General features: G+C 71.9%; 26 protein-coding genes. 19 read left to right on the top strand and 7 right to left on the bottom strand.

The window, feature by feature from the left end; all coding sequences use genetic code 11:
* Nucleotides 1-21 precede the first annotated feature (21 nt).
* Complete coding sequence (locus tag AB3M81_RS10420; protein WP_412903839.1) at nucleotides 22-495, top strand: YbaK/EbsC family protein; 474 nt, start codon at nucleotides 22-24, stop codon at nucleotides 493-495.
* Here the strand turns inward: AB3M81_RS10420 and AB3M81_RS10425 are convergent, their stop codons facing one another.
* Together AB3M81_RS10425 and AB3M81_RS10430 are read right to left on the bottom strand one after the other, a co-directional pair.
* A complete protein-coding gene (locus tag AB3M81_RS10425) occupies nucleotides 496-1,404 on the bottom strand; it encodes a hypothetical protein (RefSeq protein ID WP_412903840.1) in 909 nt (302 codons plus the stop codon). It lies immediately after the preceding gene.
* On the bottom strand, nucleotides 1,404-1,655 hold the full coding sequence (locus AB3M81_RS10430; RefSeq protein WP_412903841.1) for a helix-turn-helix domain-containing protein: 252 nt from the start codon (nucleotides 1,653-1,655) through the stop codon (nucleotides 1,404-1,406). Before AB3M81_RS10430 ends, AB3M81_RS10425 begins: the two co-directional genes overlap by 1 nt.
* Before the next feature lie 92 nt (nucleotides 1,656-1,747).
* On the opposite strand from AB3M81_RS10430, the gene AB3M81_RS10435 reads away from it, so the two are divergent.
* The 4 genes from AB3M81_RS10435 (at nucleotide 1,748) to AB3M81_RS10450 (ending at nucleotide 6,310) form a co-directional block, all read left to right on the top strand.
* On the top strand, nucleotides 1,748-3,391 hold the full coding sequence (locus AB3M81_RS10435) for an acyl-CoA dehydrogenase family protein (protein WP_412903842.1): 1,644 nt from the start codon (nucleotides 1,748-1,750) through the stop codon (nucleotides 3,389-3,391).
* 299 nt (nucleotides 3,392-3,690) lie between these two features.
* Nucleotides 3,691-5,367 carry a nitrite/sulfite reductase gene (locus AB3M81_RS10440; RefSeq protein WP_412903843.1) on the top strand — a complete coding sequence of 559 codons (1,677 nt, stop codon included), beginning with the start codon at nucleotides 3,691-3,693 and terminating at the stop codon, nucleotides 5,365-5,367.
* Complete coding sequence (locus tag AB3M81_RS10445) at nucleotides 5,364-5,552, top strand: hypothetical protein (RefSeq protein WP_412903844.1); 189 nt, start codon at nucleotides 5,364-5,366, stop codon at nucleotides 5,550-5,552. The genes AB3M81_RS10440 and AB3M81_RS10445 overlap by 4 nt, the downstream gene beginning before the upstream one ends.
* Nucleotides 5,549-6,310: a sirohydrochlorin chelatase gene (locus tag AB3M81_RS10450; protein WP_412903845.1), complete on the top strand. Its 762-nt coding sequence runs from the start codon at nucleotides 5,549-5,551 to the stop codon at nucleotides 6,308-6,310. Before AB3M81_RS10445 ends, AB3M81_RS10450 begins: the two co-directional genes overlap by 4 nt.
* A 103-nt stretch (nucleotides 6,311-6,413) precedes the next feature.
* Here the strand turns inward: AB3M81_RS10450 and AB3M81_RS10455 are convergent, their stop codons facing one another.
* The gene (locus AB3M81_RS10455) at nucleotides 6,414-7,250 is read right to left on the bottom strand and encodes a PPK2 family polyphosphate kinase (RefSeq protein ID WP_412903846.1); all 837 of its coding nucleotides are present in this window, start codon (nucleotides 7,248-7,250) and stop codon (nucleotides 6,414-6,416) included.
* Nucleotides 7,251-7,280: 30 nt separating this feature from the next.
* On the opposite strand from AB3M81_RS10455, the gene AB3M81_RS10460 reads away from it, so the two are divergent.
* From AB3M81_RS10460 to AB3M81_RS10480, 5 genes are all read left to right on the top strand, one after another.
* The gene (locus AB3M81_RS10460; protein ID WP_412903847.1) at nucleotides 7,281-7,979 is read left to right on the top strand and encodes a pyrimidine reductase family protein; all 699 of its coding nucleotides are present in this window, start codon (nucleotides 7,281-7,283) and stop codon (nucleotides 7,977-7,979) included.
* Between the two features lie 9 nt (nucleotides 7,980-7,988).
* Nucleotides 7,989-8,486, top strand: a complete 498-nt coding sequence (locus AB3M81_RS10465) for a hypothetical protein (protein ID WP_412903848.1) — start codon at nucleotides 7,989-7,991, stop codon at nucleotides 8,484-8,486.
* Complete coding sequence (gene msrB, locus AB3M81_RS10470) at nucleotides 8,483-8,905, top strand: peptide-methionine (R)-S-oxide reductase MsrB (protein ID WP_412903849.1); 423 nt, start codon at nucleotides 8,483-8,485, stop codon at nucleotides 8,903-8,905. The genes AB3M81_RS10465 and msrB overlap by 4 nt, the downstream gene beginning before the upstream one ends.
* Before the next feature lie 200 nt (nucleotides 8,906-9,105).
* Nucleotides 9,106-9,642 (top strand): DUF6318 family protein, encoded by a 537-nt coding sequence (locus AB3M81_RS10475; protein ID WP_412903850.1) that lies wholly within the window; start codon nucleotides 9,106-9,108, stop codon nucleotides 9,640-9,642.
* Between the two features lie 365 nt (nucleotides 9,643-10,007).
* Nucleotides 10,008-10,352, top strand: a complete 345-nt coding sequence (locus tag AB3M81_RS10480) for a hypothetical protein (protein ID WP_412903851.1) — start codon at nucleotides 10,008-10,010, stop codon at nucleotides 10,350-10,352.
* A 116-nt stretch (nucleotides 10,353-10,468) separates the two neighbouring features.
* Here the strand turns inward: AB3M81_RS10480 and hemQ are convergent, their stop codons facing one another.
* From hemQ to hemE, 3 genes are read right to left on the bottom strand one after another with little or no spacing between them, the layout of a single operon-like run.
* Nucleotides 10,469-11,161, bottom strand: a complete 693-nt coding sequence (gene hemQ, locus AB3M81_RS10485; protein ID WP_412903852.1) for a hydrogen peroxide-dependent heme synthase — start codon at nucleotides 11,159-11,161, stop codon at nucleotides 10,469-10,471.
* Between the two features lie 10 nt (nucleotides 11,162-11,171).
* Nucleotides 11,172-12,506, bottom strand: a complete 1,335-nt coding sequence (gene hemG, locus AB3M81_RS10490) for a protoporphyrinogen oxidase (protein WP_412903853.1) — start codon at nucleotides 12,504-12,506, stop codon at nucleotides 11,172-11,174.
* A 1-nt stretch (nucleotide 12,507) separates the two neighbouring features.
* The gene (gene hemE, locus AB3M81_RS10495) at nucleotides 12,508-13,572 is read right to left on the bottom strand and encodes a uroporphyrinogen decarboxylase (protein WP_412903854.1); all 1,065 of its coding nucleotides are present in this window, start codon (nucleotides 13,570-13,572) and stop codon (nucleotides 12,508-12,510) included.
* A gap of 67 nt (nucleotides 13,573-13,639) precedes the next feature.
* Here hemE and AB3M81_RS10500 point away from each other — a divergent pair, with 67 nt between their 5' ends.
* Genes AB3M81_RS10500 through AB3M81_RS10510 form a run of 3 tightly spaced genes read left to right on the top strand, consistent with a single transcriptional unit; the run spans nucleotide 13,640 to nucleotide 16,086 of the window.
* Nucleotides 13,640-14,218 (top strand): DUF3000 domain-containing protein, encoded by a 579-nt coding sequence (locus AB3M81_RS10500; protein WP_412903855.1) that lies wholly within the window; start codon nucleotides 13,640-13,642, stop codon nucleotides 14,216-14,218.
* Nucleotides 14,215-15,438, top strand: a complete 1,224-nt coding sequence (locus AB3M81_RS10505; protein ID WP_412903856.1) for a ribonuclease D — start codon at nucleotides 14,215-14,217, stop codon at nucleotides 15,436-15,438. Before AB3M81_RS10500 ends, AB3M81_RS10505 begins: the two co-directional genes overlap by 4 nt.
* A gap of 57 nt (nucleotides 15,439-15,495) precedes the next feature.
* Nucleotides 15,496-16,086, top strand: a complete 591-nt coding sequence (locus AB3M81_RS10510; RefSeq protein WP_412903857.1) for a hypothetical protein — start codon at nucleotides 15,496-15,498, stop codon at nucleotides 16,084-16,086.
* A gap of 115 nt (nucleotides 16,087-16,201) precedes the next feature.
* Here AB3M81_RS10510 and AB3M81_RS10515 read toward each other — a convergent pair whose 3' ends face one another.
* Complete coding sequence (locus tag AB3M81_RS10515) at nucleotides 16,202-17,155, bottom strand: aldo/keto reductase (RefSeq protein ID WP_412903858.1); 954 nt, start codon at nucleotides 17,153-17,155, stop codon at nucleotides 16,202-16,204.
* Between the two features lie 50 nt (nucleotides 17,156-17,205).
* On the opposite strand from AB3M81_RS10515, the gene AB3M81_RS10520 reads away from it, so the two are divergent.
* The 6 genes from AB3M81_RS10520 (at nucleotide 17,206) to AB3M81_RS10545 (ending at nucleotide 23,806) form a co-directional block, all read left to right on the top strand.
* Nucleotides 17,206-17,559: a hypothetical protein gene (locus AB3M81_RS10520; RefSeq protein WP_412903859.1), complete on the top strand. Its 354-nt coding sequence runs from the start codon at nucleotides 17,206-17,208 to the stop codon at nucleotides 17,557-17,559.
* Between the two features lie 56 nt (nucleotides 17,560-17,615).
* Nucleotides 17,616-19,982, top strand: coding sequence for a protein translocase subunit SecD (gene secD, locus AB3M81_RS10525; RefSeq protein ID WP_412903860.1), 2,367 nt, complete (start codon nucleotides 17,616-17,618; stop codon nucleotides 19,980-19,982).
* A gap of 131 nt (nucleotides 19,983-20,113) precedes the next feature.
* Complete coding sequence (locus tag AB3M81_RS10530; RefSeq protein WP_412903861.1) at nucleotides 20,114-21,487, top strand: cystathionine beta-synthase; 1,374 nt, start codon at nucleotides 20,114-20,116, stop codon at nucleotides 21,485-21,487.
* Nucleotides 21,484-22,635, top strand: a complete 1,152-nt coding sequence (locus tag AB3M81_RS10535; RefSeq protein WP_412903862.1) for a cystathionine gamma-synthase — start codon at nucleotides 21,484-21,486, stop codon at nucleotides 22,633-22,635. Before AB3M81_RS10530 ends, AB3M81_RS10535 begins: the two co-directional genes overlap by 4 nt.
* Nucleotides 22,636-22,683: 48 nt before the next feature.
* Entirely contained in the window at nucleotides 22,684-23,346 is a 663-nt protein-coding gene (locus AB3M81_RS10540) for a hypothetical protein (protein WP_412903863.1), read from the top strand.
* 55 nt (nucleotides 23,347-23,401) lie between these two features.
* The gene (locus AB3M81_RS10545; RefSeq protein WP_412903864.1) at nucleotides 23,402-23,806 is read left to right on the top strand and encodes a tetratricopeptide repeat protein; all 405 of its coding nucleotides are present in this window, start codon (nucleotides 23,402-23,404) and stop codon (nucleotides 23,804-23,806) included.
* Nucleotides 23,807-23,836 lie beyond the last annotated feature (30 nt).

Raw genomic sequence — 23,836 nt, forward strand, 5'->3', positions numbered from 1 at the left:
CCCGTCGGGCAGGATCGACCCATGCCGATCGACACCGTCCGGGACCACCTCGCCCGCCACGGCCGCGAGGACGCCATCGTCCGCACCTCCGGCTCGAGCGCCACGGTCACCGAGGCCGCGGAGGCCTTCGGCGTGGAGCCCGCCCGCATCGCCAAGACGCTGTCGTTCCGCACCGAGGACCCGGACTCGTGCGTACTCGTGGTCATGGCAGGCGACGCGCGCACCGACAACGCCGCGTTCAAGGCGACGTTCGGCTTCAAGGCACGGATGCTGGGCGCCGACGAGGTCGAGCGCCTCACCGGTCACCCCGTGGGCGGCGTGTGCCCGTTCGCGAACCCCGAGTCGGCCACGGTCCACCTCGACACGTCGCTGCAGCGCTTCACAACGGTCTTCCCCGCGGCGGGCAGTCCCGACTCGGCGGTCGAGGTCTCCCCCACCGAGCTCGAGGCGCTGTCCGGTGCCGCCGGCTGGGTCACCGTCAGCAAGCTGGGCTGATCACGCCCGGCCGCACGAGGTGCAGTGCGACGAGCCCACGCGCCGGGGAGCGTCGCAGGACGCGCACGGCGCGACCACGTCGCGGCCGCAGCCCGCGCAGTGCGGACCGTGCTCCAAGCCGGCCTCGCGCAGCGGGAAGCCGCAGAACGGGCACTCCCCCTTGCGCACCCGCCGGCCCGGCAGCCGGGCGGCCAGGTACCGCTGCAGGACACGGAAGGCGACGATCGTCGCCGCGACGCCGAGCAGCGACAGGACGAACGGGCCGAGGTCGAGCGGGTCGATGTAGTCGGTGACGTAATCCACGGCGAAGACGAGGGCCATGATCGCGCCGACCGCGGCACCGGCGAACCCGAGGGCCAGGTAGCGCGACTCGCGGCGACGCATCCGGGCGATCGCCCGGTACGCCACGGCCGTCCAGCCGGCGACGAAGAGCAGGCGCACGACCGCGACGATCCACGCCTGCGTCCCGCCTCGGCTGTCCCGCGCGTATTCGTCCTGCGCGCGCTGGAGGGCGTCCTGCGCCTCCTCGGCGTCCTGCGCGACCTCGCGGAGCTCGGCCTGGGCGCTGTCGTACGCGGTCTGCGCGTCGTCGTACGCCTGCTTCGCGACTGTCGTGTCGCGTCCTTCCTGCAGGGCGACCTTGTACTCCTCGCGCGCGACGTCGAGCTCCTCGCGCCGCTCGTCCCGTGCGGTCTCGGCGGACCATCGATCCTCCTCCGCCCGGACCTGGTCGCGCATCGCGGACTGGACGGTCGCGTCGCCGGTGCCCGGGACGACCGCGTCGACCCAGGCCGGCACCTGCACGTAGAACCAGATCGTCCCCACGAGCATGAACACGCCCAGCAGCACCGCCAGCAGCTTCTCGCTGCGCGTGGCCTCGATCTCCTCGGTGTCGACTCGGGTGCTCATCAGGACTCCTTCTGGGGGCGCGTCCGCGGGCGGAACGTGACGTCGAGCTCGCAGTCCAGAGCCGCGGCGATCCGCAGCAGGGTGTCGAGCTTCGGGGGACGGGAGCCGGACTCGAACCGAGCGATCGCCGACTGCGTGGTGCCGCACAGGTCGGCCAGCTCCCGCTGCGAGAGACGTCTGGCCGTGCGCTGCTCGACCACCTGCCGGGCGATGCCCGCGTAGAAGTCGTCGTGCTCGACCGGTCCTCGCATGACCGCGACCGTATCGCACGCATGCTATGCGTGTCCATAGCACGCGTGCGATGCCTGACCCATTGTCCGCGTCACGTTCTACGGTGGGGCCCATGGATCCCGTGCAGCGCATCCCCGCCAACCAGGCCGTGCCGTTCGACGACGTCAACATCGCCCTCGCCGACACTCCCCTGCAGGACGCGATCACGGCGCTCGCGGGCGATCACGCGGCGGACGTGCGCGACTACCTGACGCCGATGGGCGAGATCGCGGGCTCCGCCGAGGCGCGCGAGCACTGGCACCTCGCCAACGAGAACCCGCCCGTCCACCAGCCGGTCGATCGCTTCGGCCGCCGCATCGACGAGATCCGCTTCCACCCCTCCTGGCACTGGCTCATGGAGCGTGGCGTCGGCTTCGGCCTCACCGCGCAGCCGTGGACCTCGGACCACCCGGTGGCCCACCTGCGGCGGGCGGCCGGCTTCTACACGTGGGGCCAGGTCGAGCAGGGCCACATGTGCCCCATCACGATGACGTACGCCGTGCTGCCGGCCCTGCGGAACGATCCCGCCCTCGCCGAGCAGTGGACGCCCGGGCTGGCGTCCACCACGTACGACTTCGGCCTGCGGGCACCTCAGGAGAAGCGCGGCCTGCTCGCCGGCATGGGCATGACCGAGAAGCAGGGCGGCTCGGACCTGCGCGTCAACAGCACGATCGCCAAGTCGACCGACATCGCGGGCGAGTACCGCCTCACGGGCCACAAGTGGTTCACGTCGGCCGCGATGAACGACGTCTTCCTCGTGCTCGCCCAGACCGACGCCGGGTCCACGTGCTTCGTCGTCCCCCGCGTGCTGCCGGACGGCTCGCGCAACCCGCTGACGATCGTGCGGCTGAAGGACAAGCTGGGCAACAAGTCCAACGCGTCCAGCGAGCTCGAGTTCGACGACACGTGGGCCGTGCGACTCGGACCCGAGGGCCGCGGCATCCGCACCATCATCGACATGGTGTCCGCGACGCGGATGGACTGCATCCTCGGCTCGGCCTCCATCATGCGCAAGGCGTTCGCGGAGGCCACATGGCACGCGCGCCACCGCTCGGCCTTCGGCGCCCGCCTGATCGACCAGCCCGCCATGGTCGGCGTGCTCGCCGACCTCGCGATCGAGTCCGAGGCAGGCATGCTGGCCGGGCTGCGGCTCGCCGCCGCGGTCGACCGGCCCGACGACGAGCACGAGCAGGCGCTGCGCCGCATCGGCCTGGCCCTGGAGAAGTACTGGGTGTGCAAGCGCACGCCGATGATGGTGGGCGAGGCGCTCGAGTGCCTCGGCGGCAACGGCTACGCCGAGGAGTCCGGCATGCCGCTGCTGTTCCGTGAGTCGCCCCTGAACTCGATCTGGGAGGGCAGCGGCAACGTCAACGCCCTGGACGTCCTGCGCGCGCTCTCGCGCGAGCCGGGCACCCTCGAGGCGTGGCGCACCGAGGTCGGCACCGTCGGCGGCGAGGACGCCCGGCTGGACGCCGCCGTCGACGACGTGCTGCGCCGCCTCGCCGACCCGTCCGACGCCGAGGCGTCCGCGCGCTGGATCGCCTCCCGCATGGCGGCGATCCTGCAGGGCTCGCTGCTGATCCGCTACTCCACGCCTGCCGTGGCCGACGCGTTCTGCGCCTCACGGCTCGGTGGCGAGTGGGCCGGCACGTTCGGCACGCTGCCCGCGGGCCTGCCGTTGCGCGAGATCGTCGACCGGGCGCAGCCCGCGGTCTGAGACGTCGTCGCCGAACGGCCATTTTCGACGTCGCGACTTTTCCTTGGAACCACGGCGGGGCGCTCCTGTCGATCTCGCAATATGGACAGGATTCCCACATGTCGAGATGTCCAGTTGTTGGACCGCCATCCCACTGGACAGACTGACGTCATGCTCATCGCCCAGACCGTGTGGCTCGTGGAACGTCTCCACGTCGACCTCGGTCGTGCGCGCTCGATGATGTGTCACTGATCTCTCCCCCCACGCAGATGCGCTGAGGCAACGACGCCTCGCGCCCCCGATCGCGACCAGAGAGCACCATGACGATTTCCCCCGCCGCACCTGCCCGCCCGCGCCGACGCAAGGGTGAGGGCCAGTGGGCGCTCGGCTACCGCGAGCCGCTCAACGCCAACGAGCAGTCCAAGAAGGACGACAACCCGCTCAACGTCCGCGCCCGCATCGAGAACATCTACGCCCACCGCGGCTTCGAGAGCATCGACGGAGGCGACCTGCGCGGCCGCTTCCGCTGGTGGGGCCTGTACACGCAGCGCAAGGCCGGCATCGACGGCGGCAAGACCGCCACGCTCGAGCCCGAGGAGCTGGACGACAACCACTTCATGATGCGCGTGCGCATCGACGGCGGCCAGCTCTCGCTCGAGCAGCTGCGCGCGATCGCGGACGTCTCGGTCGACTTCGGCCGCGGCACCGCGGACGTCACCGACCGCCAGAACATCCAGTACCACTGGATCGACGTGCGCGACGTCCCCACGATCTGGAACCGTCTCGAGTCGGTCGGCCTGTCCACGCAGGAGGCGTGCGGTGACTGCCCCCGCGTCATCATGGGCAGCCCGGTCGCCGGCGTCTCCGCCGACGAGATCATCGACGGCCGTCCCGCGATCGACGCGATCGAGAGCCGCTACATCGGCGACAAGGCCTTCTCGAACCTGCCGCGCAAGTTCAAGACCGCGATCAGCGGCCACCCCGGTCACGACGTGGTCCCCCAGATCAACGACGTCGCCTTCATCGGCGCCGTCCACCCCGAGCACGGCCCCGGCTTCGACGTGTGGGTCGGCGGCGGCCTGTCGACCAACCCGCACCTGGCACTGCGCCTCGGCGCGTGGGTCCCGCTCGACGAGGTCCCGCAGGTCTGGGAAGGCGTCGTCAGCATCTTCCGCGACTACGGGTACCGCCGACTGCGCTCGCGCGCCCGCCTGAAGTTCCTCGTCGCGGACTGGGGCATCGAGAAGTTCCGCGAGGTGCTCGAGACCGAGTACCTCGAGCGCAAGCTCGTCGACCTCGACGCTCCCCCGGTGCCGGACACGCCGGTCGACCACGTCGGCGTGCACCGGCAGGTCGACGGCAGGTTCTACGTCGGCGCCGCCACGACCGTCGGCCGGATTTCGGGCCCGCTGCTGCAGCAGCTCGCGGACGTCGTCGAGGCGCACGGCTCGCAGCGTGTGGCGCTGACGCCGATGCAGAAGATCATCGTGCTGGACGTCGAGGAGGACCGGGTCGAGTCGCTCGTCGCCGCCCTCGTCGGGCTCGGCCTGCACGCCCGCCCGTCGCAGTGGCGCCAGCACACGATGGCCTGCACCGGCATCGAGTACTGCAAGCTCGCGATCGTCAACACCAAGGACCGCGCGGCCAACCTGATCGACGAGCTCGAGCAGCGCGTCTCCGAGCTGGACACGCCCATCACCGTCAACGTGAACGGCTGCCCCAACTCGTGCGCCCGCATCCAGACCGCCGACATCGGCCTCAAGGGCCAGCTCGTGATGGACGAGGCCGGCAACCAGGTGGAGGGCTTCCAGGTCCACCTGGGCGGCGCCCTCGGCATGGACGCCGGGTTCGGCCGCAAGCTGCGGGCCCACAAGGTCACCGGCGACGAGCTGCCCGACTACGTCGAGAAGCTCTCGCGCACCTACCTCGCCCACCGCGAGGACGGCGAGTCGTTCGCGGCCTGGGTCGCCCGCGCCGACGAGGAGCTGCTGCGATGAGCGAGCGCCTCGTGCCCTACTCGTGCCCGTACTGCGCCGACGAGGACCTGCGTCCCCACGGCGAGACGCACGGGACGTGGGAGTGCCGCAGCTGCCTGCGCGCCTTCAGCCTCAAGTTCCTGGGCCACCTGGCCCCGACCGACACCACCACCGCATCACCGCAGGAAGGGAGGAATGCACGATGACCGCACCCGCACTGGTCGCGCTCGCCCACGGCAGCCGCGACCCCCGTTCGGCCCAGACCATCAAGGCCCTCACGGAGGTGGTGGCGTGCATGCGCCCCGACCTGCGTGTGGAAGCCGCGTTCCTGGACCTGTGCGGCCCGAGCTTCGACGAGGTCGTCGAACGCCTGGCCGCCGAGGGCTTCGGCGAGATCGTCGTCGTCCCGCTGCTGCTGACCGAGGCGTACCACGCCAAGGTCGACGTGCCCGAGGCCGCGAAGGCCGCGGCCGCCAAGCACGACGTCCGCATCGAGGTCACGAAAGTCCTCGGCATCGAGGGCACGTTCCTCAACGTCCTCGACCGCCGCCTGCGCGAGGCCCTGAGCCGCAACCGGGTGCGCGAGCTCGATGCGCTCGTCCTGGCCGGCGCCGGCTCGTCGGACCCGCTCGCCAACGCGATGATCGCCCGCGCCGCCCGCGCGTGGGGCGCCCACCACAAGCTGCCCACGATCGCGGCGTTCGCCTCGGCCGCGCCGCCGGCCGCCAGCGAGGCCGTGCGCACGCACCGGGCCGACGGCCGTCGCCACATCGCGGTGGGCATGCTGTTCCTGGCCCCGGGCGTCCTGCCCGACCGGGTGACCGAGCTCGCCCTCGAGGCCGGCGCCGTGGCGGTCGCCGAGCCGCTGGGCGTCGCCGACGAGGTGGCCGAGGTCATCCTCGCCCGCTACGCCGTCGGCGCGGTCGACCTCGTGCCGATGGACGCGCTGTTCGCGGACGTCTGAGCACTCACGAGGGGGCGCCTGGTCACATCGTGGCCAGGCGCCTCTTCTGCTCCCCGACCCGCTGATCGAGTGCCGGCGAGCGCAGCGAGACGGTGTATCGAGATCACATCGTGGCCAGGCGCCTCTTCTGCTCCTCGACGTCGAAGTCGGCCTCCGGCCACTTCAGGTCGAGCTCGTCGAGCGTCTCGCCGAGCATCGTCGCGATCGCCCAGTTGCGGTACCACTTGCGTCCGGCGGGGACGACGTACCACGGCGCGCTCGGGGTGGAGCAGCGCTCCAGGACGACCTCGTAGGCGCGCTGGTACTCGTCCCACAGCTCGCGCTCGTCGAGGTCGCCGGGGTTGTACTTCCAGTACTTCGTCGGGTCGTCGAGGCGCTCGGCGAGCCGCTCCTTCTGGTCGTCGGGGCTGATGTGCAGGAAGCACTTGAGCAGCACTCCCCCGCCGTCGACGAACCGCTGCTCGAAGTCGTTGATGGCGTCGTAGCGGCGCTCGATCTCGTCGGAATCGGCCAGCGACCGCACCCGGCCGATCAGCACGTCCTCGTAGTGCGAGCGGTCGAAGACGCCGATCATGCCCGCGGGCGGGAGCCGGCGCTCGACCCGCCACAGGAAGTCGTGCGAGCGCTCCTCTTCGGTGGGCGCCTTGAACGCGGTGATCACGAGGCCCTGCGGGTCGACGAGCCCCGCCACGTGCCGCAGGGTGCCCCCCTTGCCGGACGTGTCCATGCCCTGCAGCAGCATGAGCACCTTGCGGTCGGTCGTGCCGGCGCGACCGTTCGCGAACAGCAGCTCCTGGCTGGCCATGAGCCGCTTGCCGATCTCGGGCAGCAGGCGCCGTGCGTCCCGCTTCGTGCCGTCGAACTGCGGCGTCGCGTCCGTGGCGATCGTCGTGAGGTCGACCGGGCCCTGGGCGGCCAGGCTGGAGCGCAGATCCGTCATGTTCGGGAGTATGCCCCTACCGTGGAGGTCATGCCGGATCTGAGCGAGCTCGCTGACCTGTACGCCTACCCCGACAAGCCCCTGCCGTGGGTGCGGACCAACTTCGTCGCCTCCGTCGACGGCGCCGTCCAGGACTCCCGCGGTGTCTCGGGCGACCTCGGCGGAGCGCCCGACCTGGCCGTCTTCCGCGTGCTGCGCAGCCTCGCCGACGTCGTGATCGTGGGGGCAGGGACGGCGCGAGCCGAGGGGTACAAGCCGATCCAGGCAGACGCCGTCCACGAGGCCTTGCGCACCGGCCGCCAGCGCGTGCCGCTGCTCGCCGTCGTGACGCGCAGCCTCGAGATCCCCGAGGACCTGCTGGCGCCCGGGACGATGGTCATCACGACCGTCACGTCGCCCGCCGAGGCCCGTGAGCGGCTCGCCCAGATGGTCGACGTGGTCGTCGCGGGCGACGACGAGATCGACTGGGCCGCCGTCCTGGACTCCTTCGCCGCCCGTGGGCTGCACCGGATCCTGTGCGAGGGCGGCCCCGAGCTGCACGGCGCCCTCGTGGAGCGCGACCTCGTCGACGAGGTGTGCGTGACCATCGGTCCGCACCTCGTCGGCGGACCGATGAAGCGCATCACGGAGGGCTCGTCCCCCGTGGAGCGGCCCATGCGGCTGGGCCACGTGTTCGAGCAGGACGACGTGCTGCTCACGCGGTGGGTCCGCGACCGCCGCTCGTCCTAGGCTGTGACCATGTACAACGTGGCCCTGCTGGTCGAGCGCCAGCTGATCGACCTCGACGCCGACCAGATCCTCGCCCTCCACGAGGGTGTCGACGACGAGGTGACCTACCACATGCTGCTGCCGGTGGACGCGTCCCCGGCGGCGCTCAGCGCCTCGATGACGGCGTTCGGTGGAGCGCAGTTCGTGCCGCTCGAGGAGCCCGCGTCCTACGTCCGCATCGAGGACGAGCTGCGGGCCGAGAGCCAGCGCGAGCTGGACGCCTCCGCGGCGCTGCTGACCTCCCGCGGCCAGCACGTGACCGCCAAGCTCGTCGAGTACGACCCGATCGACGCGCTGGTCGACCTCGTGCGCGAGCAGTCGTGCGACGAGGTCATCATCCTGACCGAGTCGCACGTGGTGCGTGAGTTCCTTCACGTCGACTGGACGTCCCGCGCGAGAAGAAAACTGGACGTCCCGACGTTGCACCTTCTGGAACACCTGACCTTCGAAGAACAGGCGGAGATGTGAGCGACAAGACGAGCGACAAGACGTACCAGGTCGACAAGTCCGACGACCAGTGGCGTGACGAGCTCAGCGCTGCCGAGTACCACGTGCTGCGCCAGGCCGGCACCGAGCGACCCTTCAGCAGCGAGTACGAGCACGACCAGACCGTCGGCGTCTACCGCTGCCGCGCCTGCCAGGCCGAGCTCTTCCGCAGCGAGACCAAGTTCGACGCCCAGTGCGGCTGGCCGTCGTTCTACACCCCCCTGGCCGAGGACCGTGTCGAGTACATCGAGGACACCTCGCTGGGCATGAAGCGCACCGAGGTCCGCTGCGCGAACTGCGGCTCCCACCTGGGCCACGTGTTCGCCGGCGAGGGCTTCGACACCCCCACCGACCTGCGCTACTGCATCAACGGCATCGCCCTCTCCCTCGACGCCGACTGACCCCCGCGCGTCCCGCGCGCGAGATGTGTAGCAATGCGCACCCCTTTCGGTCCCCAATCGACCGAAACGGGTGCGCATTGCTACATATCTCAGCTTTCCACAGGACGTGAGACGACGGGCTGACCGGCGGCCCGGGTCGTCGCTAGAGTGCGTAACTCGAAGTCACGTCGCAGTTCGGGGGAACGATGCGGTCTTGGGTCATGAGCGCCTGCGTTGGCGCGCTGTTGCTGGGCTTGTCGGCGTGCAGTGAGGACGAGGCGAGGCCGGCGGAGCCCACGAGCTCGGCGACTACGACATCTGCGAGCCCGCCGCCGTCTGTGCCCTCACAAGCGACGGAGTTCAGCCCAGAGGGTGCGGCTGCATTCGTGACTCACTACGTTGCAGTCATCGATCACGCCTCGAAGACGGGAGATGTGGACGAGCTCGGGCGCTTGTCAGATCCGGAGTGCGGCGGATGCAACGACTACATCGCGTTTTACGAGCGCGTCTACGCGGAGGGCGGTTGGCTCCGCAACCGCAACTGGACCAACGGCGAGACGGACCTCTGGTTCTCATCCAAGCCGGGTGCTGAGGTACGCGCTCGGACCTCCCTGCGCGTGACGAGAGGCGAGGTTAAGACCGGAGCCGATGCGACCGCGTCTACCGCCCCGGCCTCTTCCGAGGTCGTCACACTAGGCCTGCGATTCGAGTCCGGCTCTTGGATCGTCTCGCAACTGGTTCCCGGAGATGTCGAATGATCACCGCCGTCCTGCTGGCTGCCGCATTGGCGCAAGGCGATACGACCGGCCTCAGCCCGGCTCCTGACATGCCGGGAAGCATCGCACATGGACGTTCGTGGGACGGATCTCAGTCCGACACAAAAGTGTGGCGATCCAGCTCGAATCGCGGTCCTCGAGAGGTACAACTCCAACCCTCCGAGTTCTACCGCTTCCGCTGCCGTCCCAATGCGCCGTATCCCGGCACCGACATTTCGTGCGATCCACCCTCGGAACCGGCTGCAGCACCCAAGCCGTCAATAACGCCGGGCGATGTAGAGGCGGAGGCCAAACTGATTCGGTTCCCGTCCCTCCGCGTCAGCGTCCAGCCGGCCGGGTCCACGCTGGTGAACCTCGAGACGATCTTCCACACCACTGTGACGCCGTTCGCCCGCAGCGTCGACATCCTCGACTCGACCGTCGCGCTGCGCGCCACGCCCGTCGCCTACACGTGGCATCACGGCGACGGCACCACCCAAACCACCACCAGTCCTGGCCGCCCGTACCCGGCGATGGACGTCGTCCACCGGTACCGCAAGCCCGGCCACGTCCGCCCGAGCGTCGACGTCACCTATCGCGTCACCTACCGGATCGACGACGGCGACTGGGAGAGCCTCGACACGACCATCACCGCACCCGGTCCCGGCACCGCGCTCCTGGTCCGCGAGGCCCGGCCCGTCCTGACCGACTGACCGCCTGACCGTCGAGCGGCGCAAAGCGGGGTCGCGACTGGCGCAGAAACGCCCGCCACTCGGCGAGTGGCGGGCGTTTCTGCGCCACTCGCCGAACCGGGAGCGGCGGAGGCGGGTCAGGGCCAGAGGGCGGTGAGCTCGGCGACCGAGAGCAGGCGGCCCGTGTAGAACGGGAGCTCCTCGCGGACGTGGCGGCGGGCCGTGGTGGCGCGCAGCTCGCGCATCAGGTCGACGATGCGGTGCAGCTCGTCGGCCTCGAAGGCGAGCAGCCACTCGTAGTCGCCGAGCGCGAACGAGGCGATCGTGTTGGCGCGGACGTCGGCGTAGTCGTGCGCGGCCTCGCCGTGCTCGCGCAGCATCTGGCTGCGCTCGTCCTGCGGCAGGATGTACCACTCGTACGACCGCACGAACGGGTACACGCACACGTACCGATAGGTCCGGTCGTCGGCCATGAAGTTCGGGACGTGCGAGCGGTTGAACTCGGCCGGGCGGTGCAGGCCGGCGTTCGACCACACGGGCGTCAGGTGCGAGCCGAGCTCGGTGCGTCGGAAGGCGTTGTACGCGTCCTGCAGCGCGTCGGCGCTGGGCGCGTGCCACCAGACCATGAGGTCGGCCTCGGCGCGCATGCCGCTGAGGTCGTACGTGCCGCGCACCACGACGTCGTCGAAGGACGCGAACAGCGACTCCACCTCGGCGGCGAGCGCCGCGCGGTCCGCGCCGGCCAGGGGCCGCTCGATTCGGAAGACCGAGTACATCGCGTACCGGATGCTGGCGTTGATCTGCTCGGGGTCGACCTCGTGGGAACTCATGCGTCCATTCTCACCCGGCCAGGGTTCGCTCCGCCGCGGCCCTCCCCGTCGCGACGACGGCGGCGATCCCGACGCCCTCGTACGCCGCTCCGCACACCTCGAGCCCGGGCACCGTGGCGACGTCGTCCGTCACGGTGCGGACGAGGTCGCGGTGGCCCACCTCGTACTGCGGCAGTCCCCCGCCCCACCGCTGCACGACCGTCGCCGAGACCGAGCCGACTGTGCCCGCGGGCTCGACGATCGAGCGCAGGTCCGACAGCGCCAGGTCCACGAGCGTGGCGTCGTCGCGCTGCAGCGTGGCCGTCTCGCCCACCCGGCCCAGCGAGGTGCGCACGACCGTGGCCCCACCGGCGGACTCCGCCAGCCACCGCCACTTGCGGGACGAGAACGTCGCCGCCTTGATCTGCGTCGACTCGACCGGCGGGACGAGGAAGCCCGTCCCGGACGGCAGGTCGGCGCCCTCCAGCAGGAAGCCGACGACGACCATCGAGGCGTAGTCCAGGCCCGCGAGCGCGAACGCGGCACGCGGGGCGGCCTCGGCCAGCAGGCGCGACGCCGCGGGCGCGGGCGCCGCCATGACGACGGCGTCGAACCGCTCGCGCGTGGCGGCCGTGGTCGGTCCGACGACGAGCTCCCACCCGGAGCCGTCACGCCGGATGCCGCGGACCGTCGCGCCGGTGCGGACCTCGAACCCGCCCACATCGACCACGGCCTGCGGCAGCCTCCCGATGCCGCCGCGCAGGCCGACGAGCGCGGGCCCCGGAGGCTTCGGCTCGCTCGCGCGCTGCCGGGCGCCCGCGAGCAGGTCCGGGCCCAGCGAGGCGATCACCGGCGCGGCCGCCTGCAGGGACAGGCGATCGGCGTACCCGGCGTACACGCCGCCGAGGAGCGGCTCGACGAGCCGGTCCACGACCTCACGACCGAGCCGGTCGGCCACGAACTGCGCCACGGAGACGTCCTCGTCGGGGACCGGCGCCGCGTGCGACGCCAGGGGGCGCTGCAGGAGACCGGACGACGCGAGCGCGCCGAGGTCGGACGGGACGCCCATGATCGTGGGCGGCAGCGCCCGGAGCTGGCCGCGGCTCCACACCAGGGACGGGATCGGCTCGGGCGCGACGATGTCGTCGCCGAGGCCGACGGCGTGTGTGAGGTCCGTGGCCTCGGGACGGCGGGCCAGCATGCCCTCGGCGCCCACGTCGATCGTCAGGTCGCCGAGCCGCTCGCGGCGCAGCTTGCCGCCCACCTGCGGCGAGCCCTCGAGCACGACGGGCTCGGCCCCGCCCTGCGCGAGGTGGAACGCGGCGGACAGCCCGGCGATGCCGCCGCCGACGACCGCGACCCGCACGTCAGGCGGTCCGCTCGTACGTGTGGATGAACTCGACGAGGCGCGTCAGCGCGTCGGGGTCGGTCGCCGGCAGGACGCCGTGGCCGAGGTTGAAGACATGTCCCTTGGCGGCGCGACCGGCCTCGATGACCTCGGCGGCTCGACGGTGGACCAGGTCGGTGGGCGCGAACAGCAGCGTCGGGTCGAGGTTGCCCTGCACGGCCTTGTCCGGGCCGAGACGGCGGATCGCGTCGTCGAGCGGCACGCGCCAGTCGACGCCCACCACGTCGGCGCCCACGTCGCCCATCCGGGTGAGCAGCTCGCCCGTGCCCACGCCGAAGTGGATGCGCGGGACGTCGAGGTCGGCGACCGACTCGAGCACGGCGGCCGAGTGCGGGCGCACGTACGTGTCGTAGTCGGCCGGCGACAGCGCCCCCGCCCACGAGTCGAACAGCTGGATGGCGGACGCGCCCGCCTCGACCTGCAGGCGCAGGAACTGCCCGGCGATCGCGGCGATGCGGCCCAGCAGCGCGTGCCACAGGTCGGGCTGGCCGTACATCAGCTCCTTGGTGCGGCGGTGGTCGCGCGACGGCCCGCCCTCGACCAGGTACGACGCGAGCGTGAACGGGGCACCCGCGAAGCCGATGAGCGGGGTGGAGCCGAGCTCCTGGACCAGCCCGCGCACGGCGTCGGTGATGCTCGTCACGTCGTCGGGCTCGAGGTCGCGCAGCGACGCGAGCTGGCCCTCCGAGCGGATCGGGTCGGCGACGACCGGGCCGGTTCCCGGCACGATGTCGAGGTCGACGCCGATCGCCTTGAGCGGCACGACGATGTCGGAGAAGAAGATGGCCGCGTCGACCCCGTGACGGCGCACCGGCTGCATCGTGATCTCCACGACCATGTCGGTGCGGAAGCACGACTCCAGCATGGGCACGCCCTCGCGGATCGCGAGGTACTCGGGCAGCGATCGTCCCGCCTGGCGCATGAACCACACGGGCGTGTGGGAGGGCTCCAGCCCGCGGCAGGCGCGCAGGAACGGGCTCGTGGTGGCGAGGTCGGGGGCGGTCGCGTGAGCGTCGGTGGTCACCCCTCGAGTCTGTCACGCTCTGCGTGTCTAGCCCCCGGCCCCCGCTGCTCGTGCCTAAGATCACGGTGTGGGCGCCCGAAACAAGCTTGATGGCATCCCGGCCCCCTTCACGCGGGCGGTCGAGGAGGTCAAGCGTGCTGCCGCGCGCCCGGAGCTCGAGATCGGCGAGATGCCGCCTCCGCAGCGCATCGCGCCGTGGGCGCACGCCATGACCGCGGACGTGGTCGTCGGCGAGGCCGAGCTGGGCACCGGGCGCTTCATCCTCCTGCACGACCCCGCCGGCCACGACGCCTGGAACGGCACGTTCCGCTGCGTGACGTTCGCGCGCGCCGAGATCGAGCAGGAGATGGCCACGGACCCGCTCATCACGCAGGTGGGCTGGAGCTGGCTCACCGACGCGCTCGGCGACGCCTCGGCCGAGTACGCGAACGCCGCCGGCAGCATCACCGTGGTCCGGTCCGAGGGCTTCGGCGCGATGGCCGACGACGAGGGCGACGCCCAGATCGAGGTGCGCGCCTCCTGGACCCCGCACGGCGACCTGGAACCGCACGCCACCGCCTGGATGGAGCTGCTCGGCAAGCTGGCCGGCCTGCCCCCGCTGGCGCCCGGCGTCGTGCCCCTCACCCGCAGGCGCGCCATCCGGTGAGCACCGCACCCGACGAGACCCCCTCTGCGCCCCTGCCGCGGCTCGGGCTCCGTGAGCCCCTGACGCCCGTCGTCGACACCGACGACGCGCTCGCCCGCGCGTGCGCCGAGATCGCGCTCGGCGAGGGACCCATCGCCCTCGACGCCGAGCGGGCGTCCGGCTACCGCTACTCCCAGCGGGCGTACCTCGTGCAGGTCCGCCGCCAAGGCTCGGGCACGTGGCTCATCGACCCCATCGCCTTCGACGACCTGAGCGAGCTGAACGACGCCTTCGGCGACGCCGAGTGGATCCTGCACGCCGCCACCCAGGACCTGCCGTGCCTGGCCGAGGTCGGCCTGTACCCCGCGTCGCTGTTCGACACCGAGCTCGCCGGCCGCCTGCTGAACCTGCCGCGCGTCGGCCTCGCCGCCCTCGTCGAGCACTACCTCGGCATGAGCCTGGCCAAGGAGTACTCCGCGGCCGACTGGTCCACGCGCCCGCTGCCCGAGCCGTGGCTCGAGTACGCCGCCCTCGACGTCGAGGTCCTGCTCGAGCTGCGCCGTGCCGTCATCGACGACCTCGTGGCGGCCGGGAAGGACGGCTGGGCGCGCGAGGAGTTCGACGCGCTGCTGTCGTTCACCGGCCCGCCGGCGCGCCAGGACCCGTGGCGCCGCACCTCGGGCATCCACAAGCTGCGCAGTCGCCGTGCGCTCGCGATCGTGCGCGAGCTGTGGCAGGCGCGCGACGCGATCGCGGCCGACCGCGACGTCACGCCCGGCCGCGTCCTGCCGGACGCGTCGATCGTCGCGCTGGCCACGCATCCGCCGGGCTCGCTGACGGCCCTCAAGGACGACCCCACGATGCGCCGCCGCGGGCCCCGCCGCTTCGTCGAGCAGTGGCACGAGGCCATCGAGGCCGCCGCCGCGCTGCCCGAGGACCAGCTGCCCACCTCCGGGCAGCGCTCCGACGGCCCGCCTCCCCCGCGGGCCTGGGCCGACAAGGACCCCGTAGCGGCCGACCGGCTCGCCCGGGTGCGCGGCGTGGTGGCGCAGATCGCCGAGGACCACGACCTTCCGGCCGAGAACCTGGTGGGGCCGGCGTTCGTCCGCGCCCTGGCCTGGCAGCCGCCGGCGCAGATCGACGCGGACTCCATCGCCGCCGAGCTCCGCTCCAAGGGCTCGCGCGAGTGGCAGATCGGACTCGTCGCCGCACCGATCGCCGCGGCGCTCGTCGATCCCTGATCGCCTCACCCGGGCAAGAGCGCGTCTCGCGACCACCGCGGGTCTACCCTCGAACGCATGCCCGAGTTCCACAAGCCGTCGCTCCCGGGATCCGCGCTGTTCGAGTCGATCGCGGGCGAGGACGATCCCGCCGAGCGCTCCGCGGCCGGCCACCGGATCGCGAACCTGCTGGTGCGCGGGGCCCACGACCCCGCCGACCAGCAGCTGGTGGAGCGCGTGCTGCACCTGGCCGACTCCGAGGGCCTGGGCACGATCGCCGAGCTCTGGTCGCGCGCGCCGGCCGAGACCGTGGCGGGTGCGCTGTGGCGGCTGTACGCCCTGCGCACGTGGGTCTACCGCAATCCACTCCAGGCGGCGCGTGAGTTCGCGACCGGCAAGGCGTACGCCCCCGTCCAGGAGGTGCTGGCCGGCGTCGTCGACCCGCCCGGCCCGGACGAGGTCATCACGCTCGTGGACACGGTCGTGCGCGGCATCCTGGCGCCCGACTTCGACGTCGCGCTCGACCGCGCCGCCGCCTTCGCGCACATCGTCGGCGTGGGCCGCGGCCAGCTGGACGACGTCGACCCGGCCAGCGGCGCGCGCCTCGTGGACACGGCCCGCCAGCTGCGCGCGGCGGCCGAGGCCGAGCGCCGGGGGAACCTGCACTGAGTTGGCTCCGTCGTTAGACTGGAGGTGCGCCGGGCCGCGGTAGCCCCGGGTCCCAACATCAGCCGCTACGAGCGGCCACGCGCCGTGAGGCGCTCCCGGCCCGGCGCATCCAACCTCAGCCGCGCGGCGCGAACGTCGTGTACGAGTGCGCCGGCGCGAGCAGCTCGTCGAGCGCCTCGGTGTCCTCCGCCGTGGGGGTCCACGCCGCGGCCGCCGCGTTCGACGCCACCTGCTCCGGGCCCGAGACGCCCGCGATCACCGAGGCCACCGCGGGACGCGACGCCAGGCCGCCCATCGCCAGCTCGAGCAGCGTGAGGCCGCGCTCGTCGGCGAACGCCTGCAGCGCGTCGATGCGGTCCCAGTCCGCGTCCTGCCAGCGCGCCCGCTGCTGCGCGAGCCGTGTGCCCTCGGCCGGGTCGGCGTCGCGCGAGTACTTGCCGGTCAGCAGGCCGTACGCGAGCGGGAAGTACGGCAGGATGCCGACGCCCAGCTCGAGGCAGGCCGGCACGAGCTCCACCTCGGCGGCGGGGTTGTAGAGCGAGTACTCGTTCTGGGCCGTCGCGAAGTGCGCGAGCCCGGCGGTGCGGGACACCCAGTCCGCGTCGACCAGCTGCCACGCCGTGAAGTTGGAGCACCCGATCGCGCGGACCTTGCCCTCGTCGACCAGCTCGGTCATCGCGCCCAGGGTCTCCTCGATCGGCGTGGCCGGGTCGGGCGTGTGCAGCTGGTACAGGTCGATGACGTCCGTGCCGAGGCGGCGCAGGCTGGCCTCGACGGCCGTGCGGACGTACGCCGCGCTCCCCCGCCGCCCGCCGTCGTCGCCGTTGCGTCCCTGCATGTCCATGCCGAACTTGGTCGCGATGACGACCTCGTCCCGCCGGCCCTTCAGCGCGGCGCCGAGCAGGGACTCGCTCTCGCCGAGCGCGTAGGTGTCCGCCGTGTCGAAGAAGCGGACCCCGTGCTCGAAGGCGGCGTCCACCACCTCGACCACGCGATCGGCGTCGATCCGCGCGCCGAACGCGTTGCAGCCGATGCCCACGGGGCCGACCTCGATGCCACTGGTTCCCAAGACGTGTTGTGTGCTCACACGACCCACCGTAGGACGGCTAGACTCTCCGGGTGATCCGGACCACCCGCGGTGCGCGACAGCTCGTCGCCGCCCTCGTCGCCGTGCTGCTCGCCGGCGTCGTCGGCCTCGTCGCGGCCGCGTCCTTCACCCGGTCCGACGCCGAGCGCACCACGAGCTCGCTCACCGACCCCGACGGCACGTCCGGCCAGCACCGCGCCACCGTCGTGTCGGCGCAGGACGACGATCACCACGTCGTCGTGGACCTGCCGGCCACGACGCTGGCCCCCGGGCTGAGCCTGCTGGCGGCCGTCGTCACGGCGATCGCGGCCGCCCGCCTGGCCTCCGGGCACGGCACCCTCGCGACCATCGCCAACGGGCGGGCGCCTCCCGCGCGGCTGCTCTGACCCAGCCCGCTCGCCCGCATTCCCGGACGCCCACGTCCGACCACCGAGAGACCACCATGGCCCTGAACACCTCCAACAGACCTGCCAAGCCCGCGAAGCCCAAGCGGCCCAAGCCCCCGCGCGGCCCCCGCACCAACCTCGTCCGCGGCCTCGTCTGCCTCACCGTCATCGCGATCGCCGCGATCGTCACGTTCCAGATGAAGCCCAACCTCGGCCTGGACCTGCGCGGCGGCACGCAGATCACGCTCGAGGCGAAGTCCACCGACCGCGTGGAGGCCGACGCCGAGGCCACCGACCGCGCCCTCGAGGTGCTGCGCGGCCGCGTCGACGCCCTGGGCGTCTCCGAGCCCACGCTCGCCCGCTCCGGCGAGAACCGCATCATCGTCGAGCTGCCCAACGTCCAGGACCCGGCGAAGGCGGCCGAGGTCATCGGCCAGACCGCGACGCTCGAGTTCCGCGAGGTCAAGAGCCCCGCCACCGAGGACACCAAGCCCGCCAAGGGCGAGTCCGTCCTGCCCGACGAGTCGGGCCAGCCGCTGCTGCTGGGCCCCGTCGCGTTCGACGGCAACGGCATCGGCGACGCCAACGCGGGCATGCAGCAGCAGGGCCTGAACCAGTGGGTCGTCAACGTCGAGTTCAACAAGACCGGCCGCCAGCCCTGGCGCGACCTCGTCACGTCCGCCTGCGCCAACACCGCCGCCGGCAACCGCATCGCGATCGTCCTCGACGACAAGGTGATCTCCTCGCCCGGCATCGTGCCCGAGCTGTGCCAGTCCGGCGGCGGCAGCTCGACCAGCATCACCGGCGACTTCACGCAGACCACGGCCAACGACCTCGCCGCGCTGATCAAGGGCGGCGCGCTGCCGGTCCCGGTCGAGATCATCGACCAGCGCACCGTCGGCCCCACGCTGGGCAAGGCCGCCATCGACGACTCCGTCCAGGCCTCGATCATCGGCCTCGCGCTGACCGGCCTGTTCATCATCTTCATCTACCGCCTGACCGGCGTCATGGCCACGATCGCGCTGTGCGTCTACGCACTCGTCTCCTACGGAGCGCTCGTGCTGATGGGGGCGACCCTGACCCTGCCGGGCCTGGCGGGCTTCGTGCTCGCGATCGGCCTGGCCATCGACGCCAACGTCCTCGTCTACGAGAGAGCGCGTGAGGAGTACCACGAGAATCCGAAGGCCGGCCTGCTGTCGGCGCTGACGACGGGCTTCTCGAAGGCCTGGTCCGCGATCATCGACTCCAACGTCACGACGATCCTGGCCGCGCTGCTGCTGTTCTTCCTGTCCGCCGGCCCGGTCAAGGGCTTCGGCGTCACGCTGACCATCGGTGTCATCGCGTCGATGTTCTCCGCCCTGGTCGTGGCGCGCTGGCTGACCGAGTGGCTGGTCAAGCGCGGCTGGATCCGCCACCACCCTCAGGCCTCCGGCATCGCGGGCATCTCCAGCGTCCGCCGCTGGCTCAACGAGCACGGTCCCTACCTGGTTCGTCGCGCCGGCATGTGGGTCGCGGTCTCGCTCGGCATCGCGGTCGTCGCGATCGGCGGCATCGTGGTCCGCGACCTCAACCTCGGCGTCGAGTTCGCCGGCGGCCGCCAGCTGGAGTACTCCACGGCCAAGGTCGTCACGCCCGACCAGGCGCGCGACGCCGTCGCCGACGCCGGCTTCCCCGAGGCGGTCGTCCAGGCCTCCTCGAGCGACGGCTCGGAGAACATCTCGGTGCGCCTGCCCAAGATCAGCGACGCCGAGGCCGAGGAGGTCCGCACCTCGATCGAGAAGGTCGGCGGCGCGACCGAGCAGATCCGCTCCGACACGATCGACCCGACCCTGGGCAAGGAGCTGCGCAACAAGGCGATCCTGGCGTTCCTCATCGCCGTGGCCGCGCAGATGATCTACCTGGCCTGGCGCTTCCGCTGGACGTGGGCCGCGGCCGCCATCGTCTCGATGGCCTCGGTCGTGCTCGCGGTCGTGGGCGTCTTCGCCTGGTGGGGCAAGCCGATCGACGGCGTGTTCCTGGCGGCGATCCTGTCCATCATCGGCCTGGCCGTGAACGACTCGATCGTCGTGCTCGACCGCATCCGAGAACGCACCAGGAACGCCGACATCCCGCTGCGCGAGATGGTCAACGAGGCGATCCTGTCGACGATCCCGCGCACGATCAACACCGCGAGCGGCGCCACGTTCATCCTCGCGGCGCTGGCGATCCTGGGCGGCGACTCGCTGCGCGACTTCTCGATCGCGGTGCTGCTGGGCCTGCTGTTCGGCCACCTGTCCACCGTCTTCACGGCGGCGACGCTCGGCCTGCTGCTCGAGGAGCGCTGGCCGTACAACCCGGACAAGGACAAGCGCAAGTACGCCGACCCGTACTCGCACATCGGCGACGGGCGCGGCCTGCCCGAGGACGGCGGCGCGGTCGTCTGACCCGCGTCGTCACCTCGGCACACCGTCGGTGCGGCCCCGCGAGCAACCGCTCGCGGGGCCGTACTGCTGTGACCGCTGGGGCCCACGAGTCCCGTCCGGTCGGCTCGGGAGTGCGGTGACATGATGGGGGCATGGCCATCGCGAACCACGTGGTCGACCTCATCGGCGACACTCCCCTAGTCCGGCTGAACTCCGTCGTACCCGAAGGTGGCGCCACCGTCGTCGCCAAGCTCGAGTACCTGAACCCCGGCGGCAGCTCCAAGGACCGCATCGCGGTCAAGATGGTCGACGAGGCCGAGGCCTCCGGCGCCCTCAAGCCGGGCGGCACGATCGTCGAGCCCACCTCGGGCAACACCGGCGTCGGCCTGGCCCTGGTGGCCCAGCAGCGCGGCTACAAGTGCGTGTTCGTGTGCCCCGACAAGGTCAGCGAGGACAAGCGCAACACCCTCAAGGCGTACGGTGCGCGCGTCGTCGTGTGCCCCACCGCCGTCCCGCCGGACCACCCGGACTCCTACTACTCCGTCTCGGACCGCCTCGTGCGCGAGATCGAGGGCGCGTGGAAGCCCGACCAGTACTCCAACCCCGCCGGCCCGGCCAGCCACTTCGAGAGCACCGGCCCCGAGATCTGGAAGGCCACCGACGGCCGGGTGACGCACTTCGTCGCCGGTGTCGGCACGGGCGGCACGATCACGGGCGCCGGCCGCTACCTCAAGCAGCAGAACCCCGACATCAAGGTCATCGGCGCCGACCCGGAGGGCTCGGTGTACTCCGGCGGCACAGGTCGCCCGTACCTCGTCGAGGGCGTGGGCGAGGACTTCTGGCCGAGCGCCTACGACCCCCAGATCTCCGACGAGATCATCGCCGTGTCGGACGCCGACTCGTTCGACATGACCCGCCGCCTCGCCCGCGAGGAGGGCCTGCTGGTCGGCGGCTCGTGCGGCATGGCGGTCGTGGCCGCCGTCCGCGTGGCCGAGCGACTCACGCCGGACGACCTCGTGGTCGTGCTGCTGCCCGACGGCGGCCGCGGCTACCTGTCGAAGATCTTCAACGACGACTGGATGGCCTCGTACGGCTTCCTGCGCACGCCGCTGTCCGGCACGGCGAACGACATCCACGTCATCGACATCCTGCGACGCAAGAGCGGCGACCTGCCGGCGCTCGTGCACACGCACCCGTCCGAGACCGTGCGCGACGCGATCGAGATCCTGCGCGAGTACAACGTCTCGCAGATGCCGGTCGTGGGCGCCGAGCCGCCCGTCGTGATCGGCGAGGTGGCCGGCAGCGTGAGCGAGCGCGAGCTCGTGAGCGCGGTCTTCGAGGGCCGCGCCAAGCTGACCGACGCCGTCGCCGACCACATGGAGCCCTCGCTGCCGATCATCGGCTCGGGCGAGGGCCTCGAGGACGCCATGGCCGCCCTGAAGGACAACGACGCCCTGATGGTCGTCGACGAGGGCAAGCCGCTCGGCGTCCTGACCCGCCACGACCTGTTGGGAGTCCACGTATGAGCGACGACACGCAGCAGGGCTTCTCTACCCGGGCGATCCACGCCGGGCAGATGCCCGACCCGCGCACCGGCGCGGTCAACATCCCGATCTACGCCAGCTCGACGTTCGCCCAGGACGGCGTGGGCGGCATGCGCGAGGGCTTCGAGTACGCCCGGACGGGCAATCCGACGCGCCGGGCGCTCGAGGCGAACCTGGCCGCGCTCGACGGCGGCACGTACGGCCGGGCGTTCTCGTCCGGCATGGCGGCGACCGACACGGCGCTGCGCGCGATCCTGCGCCCCGGCGACCACCTGGTCATCCCCGACGACGCGTACGGCGGCACGTTCCGGCTCATCGACAAGGTCTTCTCGCAGTGGGGCATCGACCACACCCCCGCGCCCGTGAACGACCCCGAGGCGATCGCCGCGGCCATCAACGAGCGCACGAAGCTCGTGTGGCTCGAGACGCCGACCAACCCGCTGCTCAACATCGCCGACATCGCCGGTGCCGCCGAAGCCGCGCACGCGGCCGGCGCGAAGCTGCTGGTCGACAGCACGTTCGCCTCGCCGTACCTGCAGCAGCCGCTCGCGCTCGGCGCGGACATCGTCCTGCACTCCTCGACGAAGTACCTCGGCGGCCACAGCGACGTCGTCGGCGGCGCTCTCGTCACGGACGACGAGGAGCTGGACGCCGCGTTCGCGTTCCTGCAGAACGGCGCCGGCGGCGTGCCGGGGCCGTTCGACGCGTACCTGGTGATGCGCGGCATCAAGACCCTCGCCGTGCGCATGGAGCGCCACTGCGACAACGCCGAGGCCGTCGTCGAGCTGCTGCAGGAGCACCCGGCCGTCAGCGAGGTCCGCTACCCCGGCCTCGTCGACCACCCCGGCCACGACGTCGCCGCGAAGCAGATGCGCCGGTTCGGCGGCATGATCTCGCTGCGACTCGCGGGTGGCCGCCAGGCGGCGCTCGACCTGTGCGCGCGCACGAAGGTCTTCACCCTCGCCGAGAGCCTCGGCGGCATCGAGTCGCTCATCGAGCACCCGGGCGCGATGACGCACGCCTCGACCGCCGGCTCGCAGCTCGAGGTGCCCGAGGACCTCGTCCGCCTGTCGGTCGGCATCGAGGACATCGAGGACCTGCTGGCGGACCTGGAGCAGGCGCTGGCGTGACGCGCTCGGGCCGGCGGCCGTTCCACTGCGGTCGCTAGGCTCGAAAGCATGCGCAAGAGCCCTCTCGGCGGCCTGTCCTGGCCGCAGTTGATCGCCGGTGCGCTCGCGGCGATGACCTCGGCGTGGGTCGCGTCGTACCTCGGCGTGGCCGGCACGATCATCGGTGCGGCAGTCGGCAGCCTCGTCGCCTCGATCGCCTCGGCGATGTACGCCCGCGGCATCGATCGGGGCACCACCCTGATCACCGAGAGCGGCAGCGTGATCACGCGCTCGCGGCCCGCGGACGCGTCCGGCGCCGAGGACGAGGAGGTCGTCGTCGCCGAGGGCGAGGTGCTCACGATCGAGGAGCCCGACCGCGCCTTCCCGTGGAAGCGCACCCTCGTGTGGGCCGGGGCCGCTCTGGCCACCGCGCTGCTGCTGATCGGCGGCTACGAGCTGGCGACCGGATCGGCCTTCGGCAAGGCGGACAACCCCTCGATCGGCCGTCCGTGGACCGGTGGCGGCGACAGCGGGTCGGACCGTCGCGACGCCCCCGCCGACGAGACCGAGCCGACCGCCGAGCCGACGGACGACGCGCCCCGGACGCCGGCGCCCACCACCCCCGCGCCGACGACCGCCCCGACGCCGGCTCCCGAGACGGCACCGACCGTGGAGCCCTCCCCCGAGGCGTCGCCGGACGCTCCCCAGGCACCCCTCGACGGCGGAGAGTGAGCCGGGAACAACCGGCGCACCCGCGTCGTTGTGCCTCTTCGGTGAAAGGAGCCCGATGACGATCTGGATGAAGCCCACGCTGACCGAGGAGTCGATCCGGGCGATGACGCCCTTCGACGCCTTCCGCTACGCCGAGGACCTGCTGGAGTCGCGCTACCCGCGCGAGGCCGCCCGTGTCCTGGGCCCGGTCACCGAGGCCGAGCCGCGCAACGCCGCGGTGTGGGAGCTGCTGGGCCGGGCGCACTTCGCCGCGGCGCACCTCGGCCCCGCCGAGCAGGCGTTCCGCACGCTGATCGAGCTGGAGCCCACGAGCGCCTGGGCGCAGACCGCCCTCGGCCTCGCGCTCGACCGGCAGAGCCGCCACCGTGAGGGTGCCGTGCACCACCGGCTCGCGGCGGCGATGGGCGCGAGCGAGCGCGACGCCACCCGCGTCGAGCTCGTCGACCGCCCCGCCGAGTGACGTGCGGCCGCCGGGGATCGCTCCCCGGCG

The organism is Aeromicrobium jepli (assembly GCF_047246605.1).
GTDB lineage: Bacteria > Actinomycetota > Actinomycetes > Propionibacteriales > Nocardioidaceae > Aeromicrobium.

Coding starts and splice junctions, on each gene's coding strand:
- AB3M81_RS10420 (WP_412903839.1), top strand. CDS start 22: ATGCCGATCGACACCGTCCGGGACCACCTCGCCCGCCACGGCCGCGAG.
- AB3M81_RS10425 (WP_412903840.1), bottom strand. CDS start 1,404: ATGAGCACCCGAGTCGACACCGAGGAGATCGAGGCCACGCGCAGCGAG.
- AB3M81_RS10430 (WP_412903841.1), bottom strand. CDS start 1,655: ATGCGAGGACCGGTCGAGCACGACGACTTCTACGCGGGCATCGCCCGG.
- AB3M81_RS10435 (WP_412903842.1), top strand. CDS start 1,748: ATGGATCCCGTGCAGCGCATCCCCGCCAACCAGGCCGTGCCGTTCGAC.
- AB3M81_RS10440 (WP_412903843.1), top strand. CDS start 3,691: ATGACGATTTCCCCCGCCGCACCTGCCCGCCCGCGCCGACGCAAGGGT.
- AB3M81_RS10445 (WP_412903844.1), top strand. CDS start 5,364: ATGAGCGAGCGCCTCGTGCCCTACTCGTGCCCGTACTGCGCCGACGAG.
- AB3M81_RS10450 (WP_412903845.1), top strand. CDS start 5,549: ATGACCGCACCCGCACTGGTCGCGCTCGCCCACGGCAGCCGCGACCCC.
- AB3M81_RS10455 (WP_412903846.1), bottom strand. CDS start 7,250: ATGACGGATCTGCGCTCCAGCCTGGCCGCCCAGGGCCCGGTCGACCTC.
- AB3M81_RS10460 (WP_412903847.1), top strand. CDS start 7,281: ATGCCGGATCTGAGCGAGCTCGCTGACCTGTACGCCTACCCCGACAAG.
- AB3M81_RS10465 (WP_412903848.1), top strand. CDS start 7,989: ATGTACAACGTGGCCCTGCTGGTCGAGCGCCAGCTGATCGACCTCGAC.
- AB3M81_RS10475 (WP_412903850.1), top strand. CDS start 9,106: ATGAGCGCCTGCGTTGGCGCGCTGTTGCTGGGCTTGTCGGCGTGCAGT.
- hemQ (WP_412903852.1), bottom strand. CDS start 11,161: ATGAGTTCCCACGAGGTCGACCCCGAGCAGATCAACGCCAGCATCCGG.
- AB3M81_RS10510 (WP_412903857.1), top strand. CDS start 15,496: ATGCCCGAGTTCCACAAGCCGTCGCTCCCGGGATCCGCGCTGTTCGAG.
- secD (WP_412903860.1), top strand. CDS start 17,616: ATGGCCCTGAACACCTCCAACAGACCTGCCAAGCCCGCGAAGCCCAAG.
- AB3M81_RS10530 (WP_412903861.1), top strand. CDS start 20,114: ATGGCCATCGCGAACCACGTGGTCGACCTCATCGGCGACACTCCCCTA.
- AB3M81_RS10535 (WP_412903862.1), top strand. CDS start 21,484: ATGAGCGACGACACGCAGCAGGGCTTCTCTACCCGGGCGATCCACGCC.
- AB3M81_RS10540 (WP_412903863.1), top strand. CDS start 22,684: ATGCGCAAGAGCCCTCTCGGCGGCCTGTCCTGGCCGCAGTTGATCGCC.
- AB3M81_RS10545 (WP_412903864.1), top strand. CDS start 23,402: ATGACGATCTGGATGAAGCCCACGCTGACCGAGGAGTCGATCCGGGCG.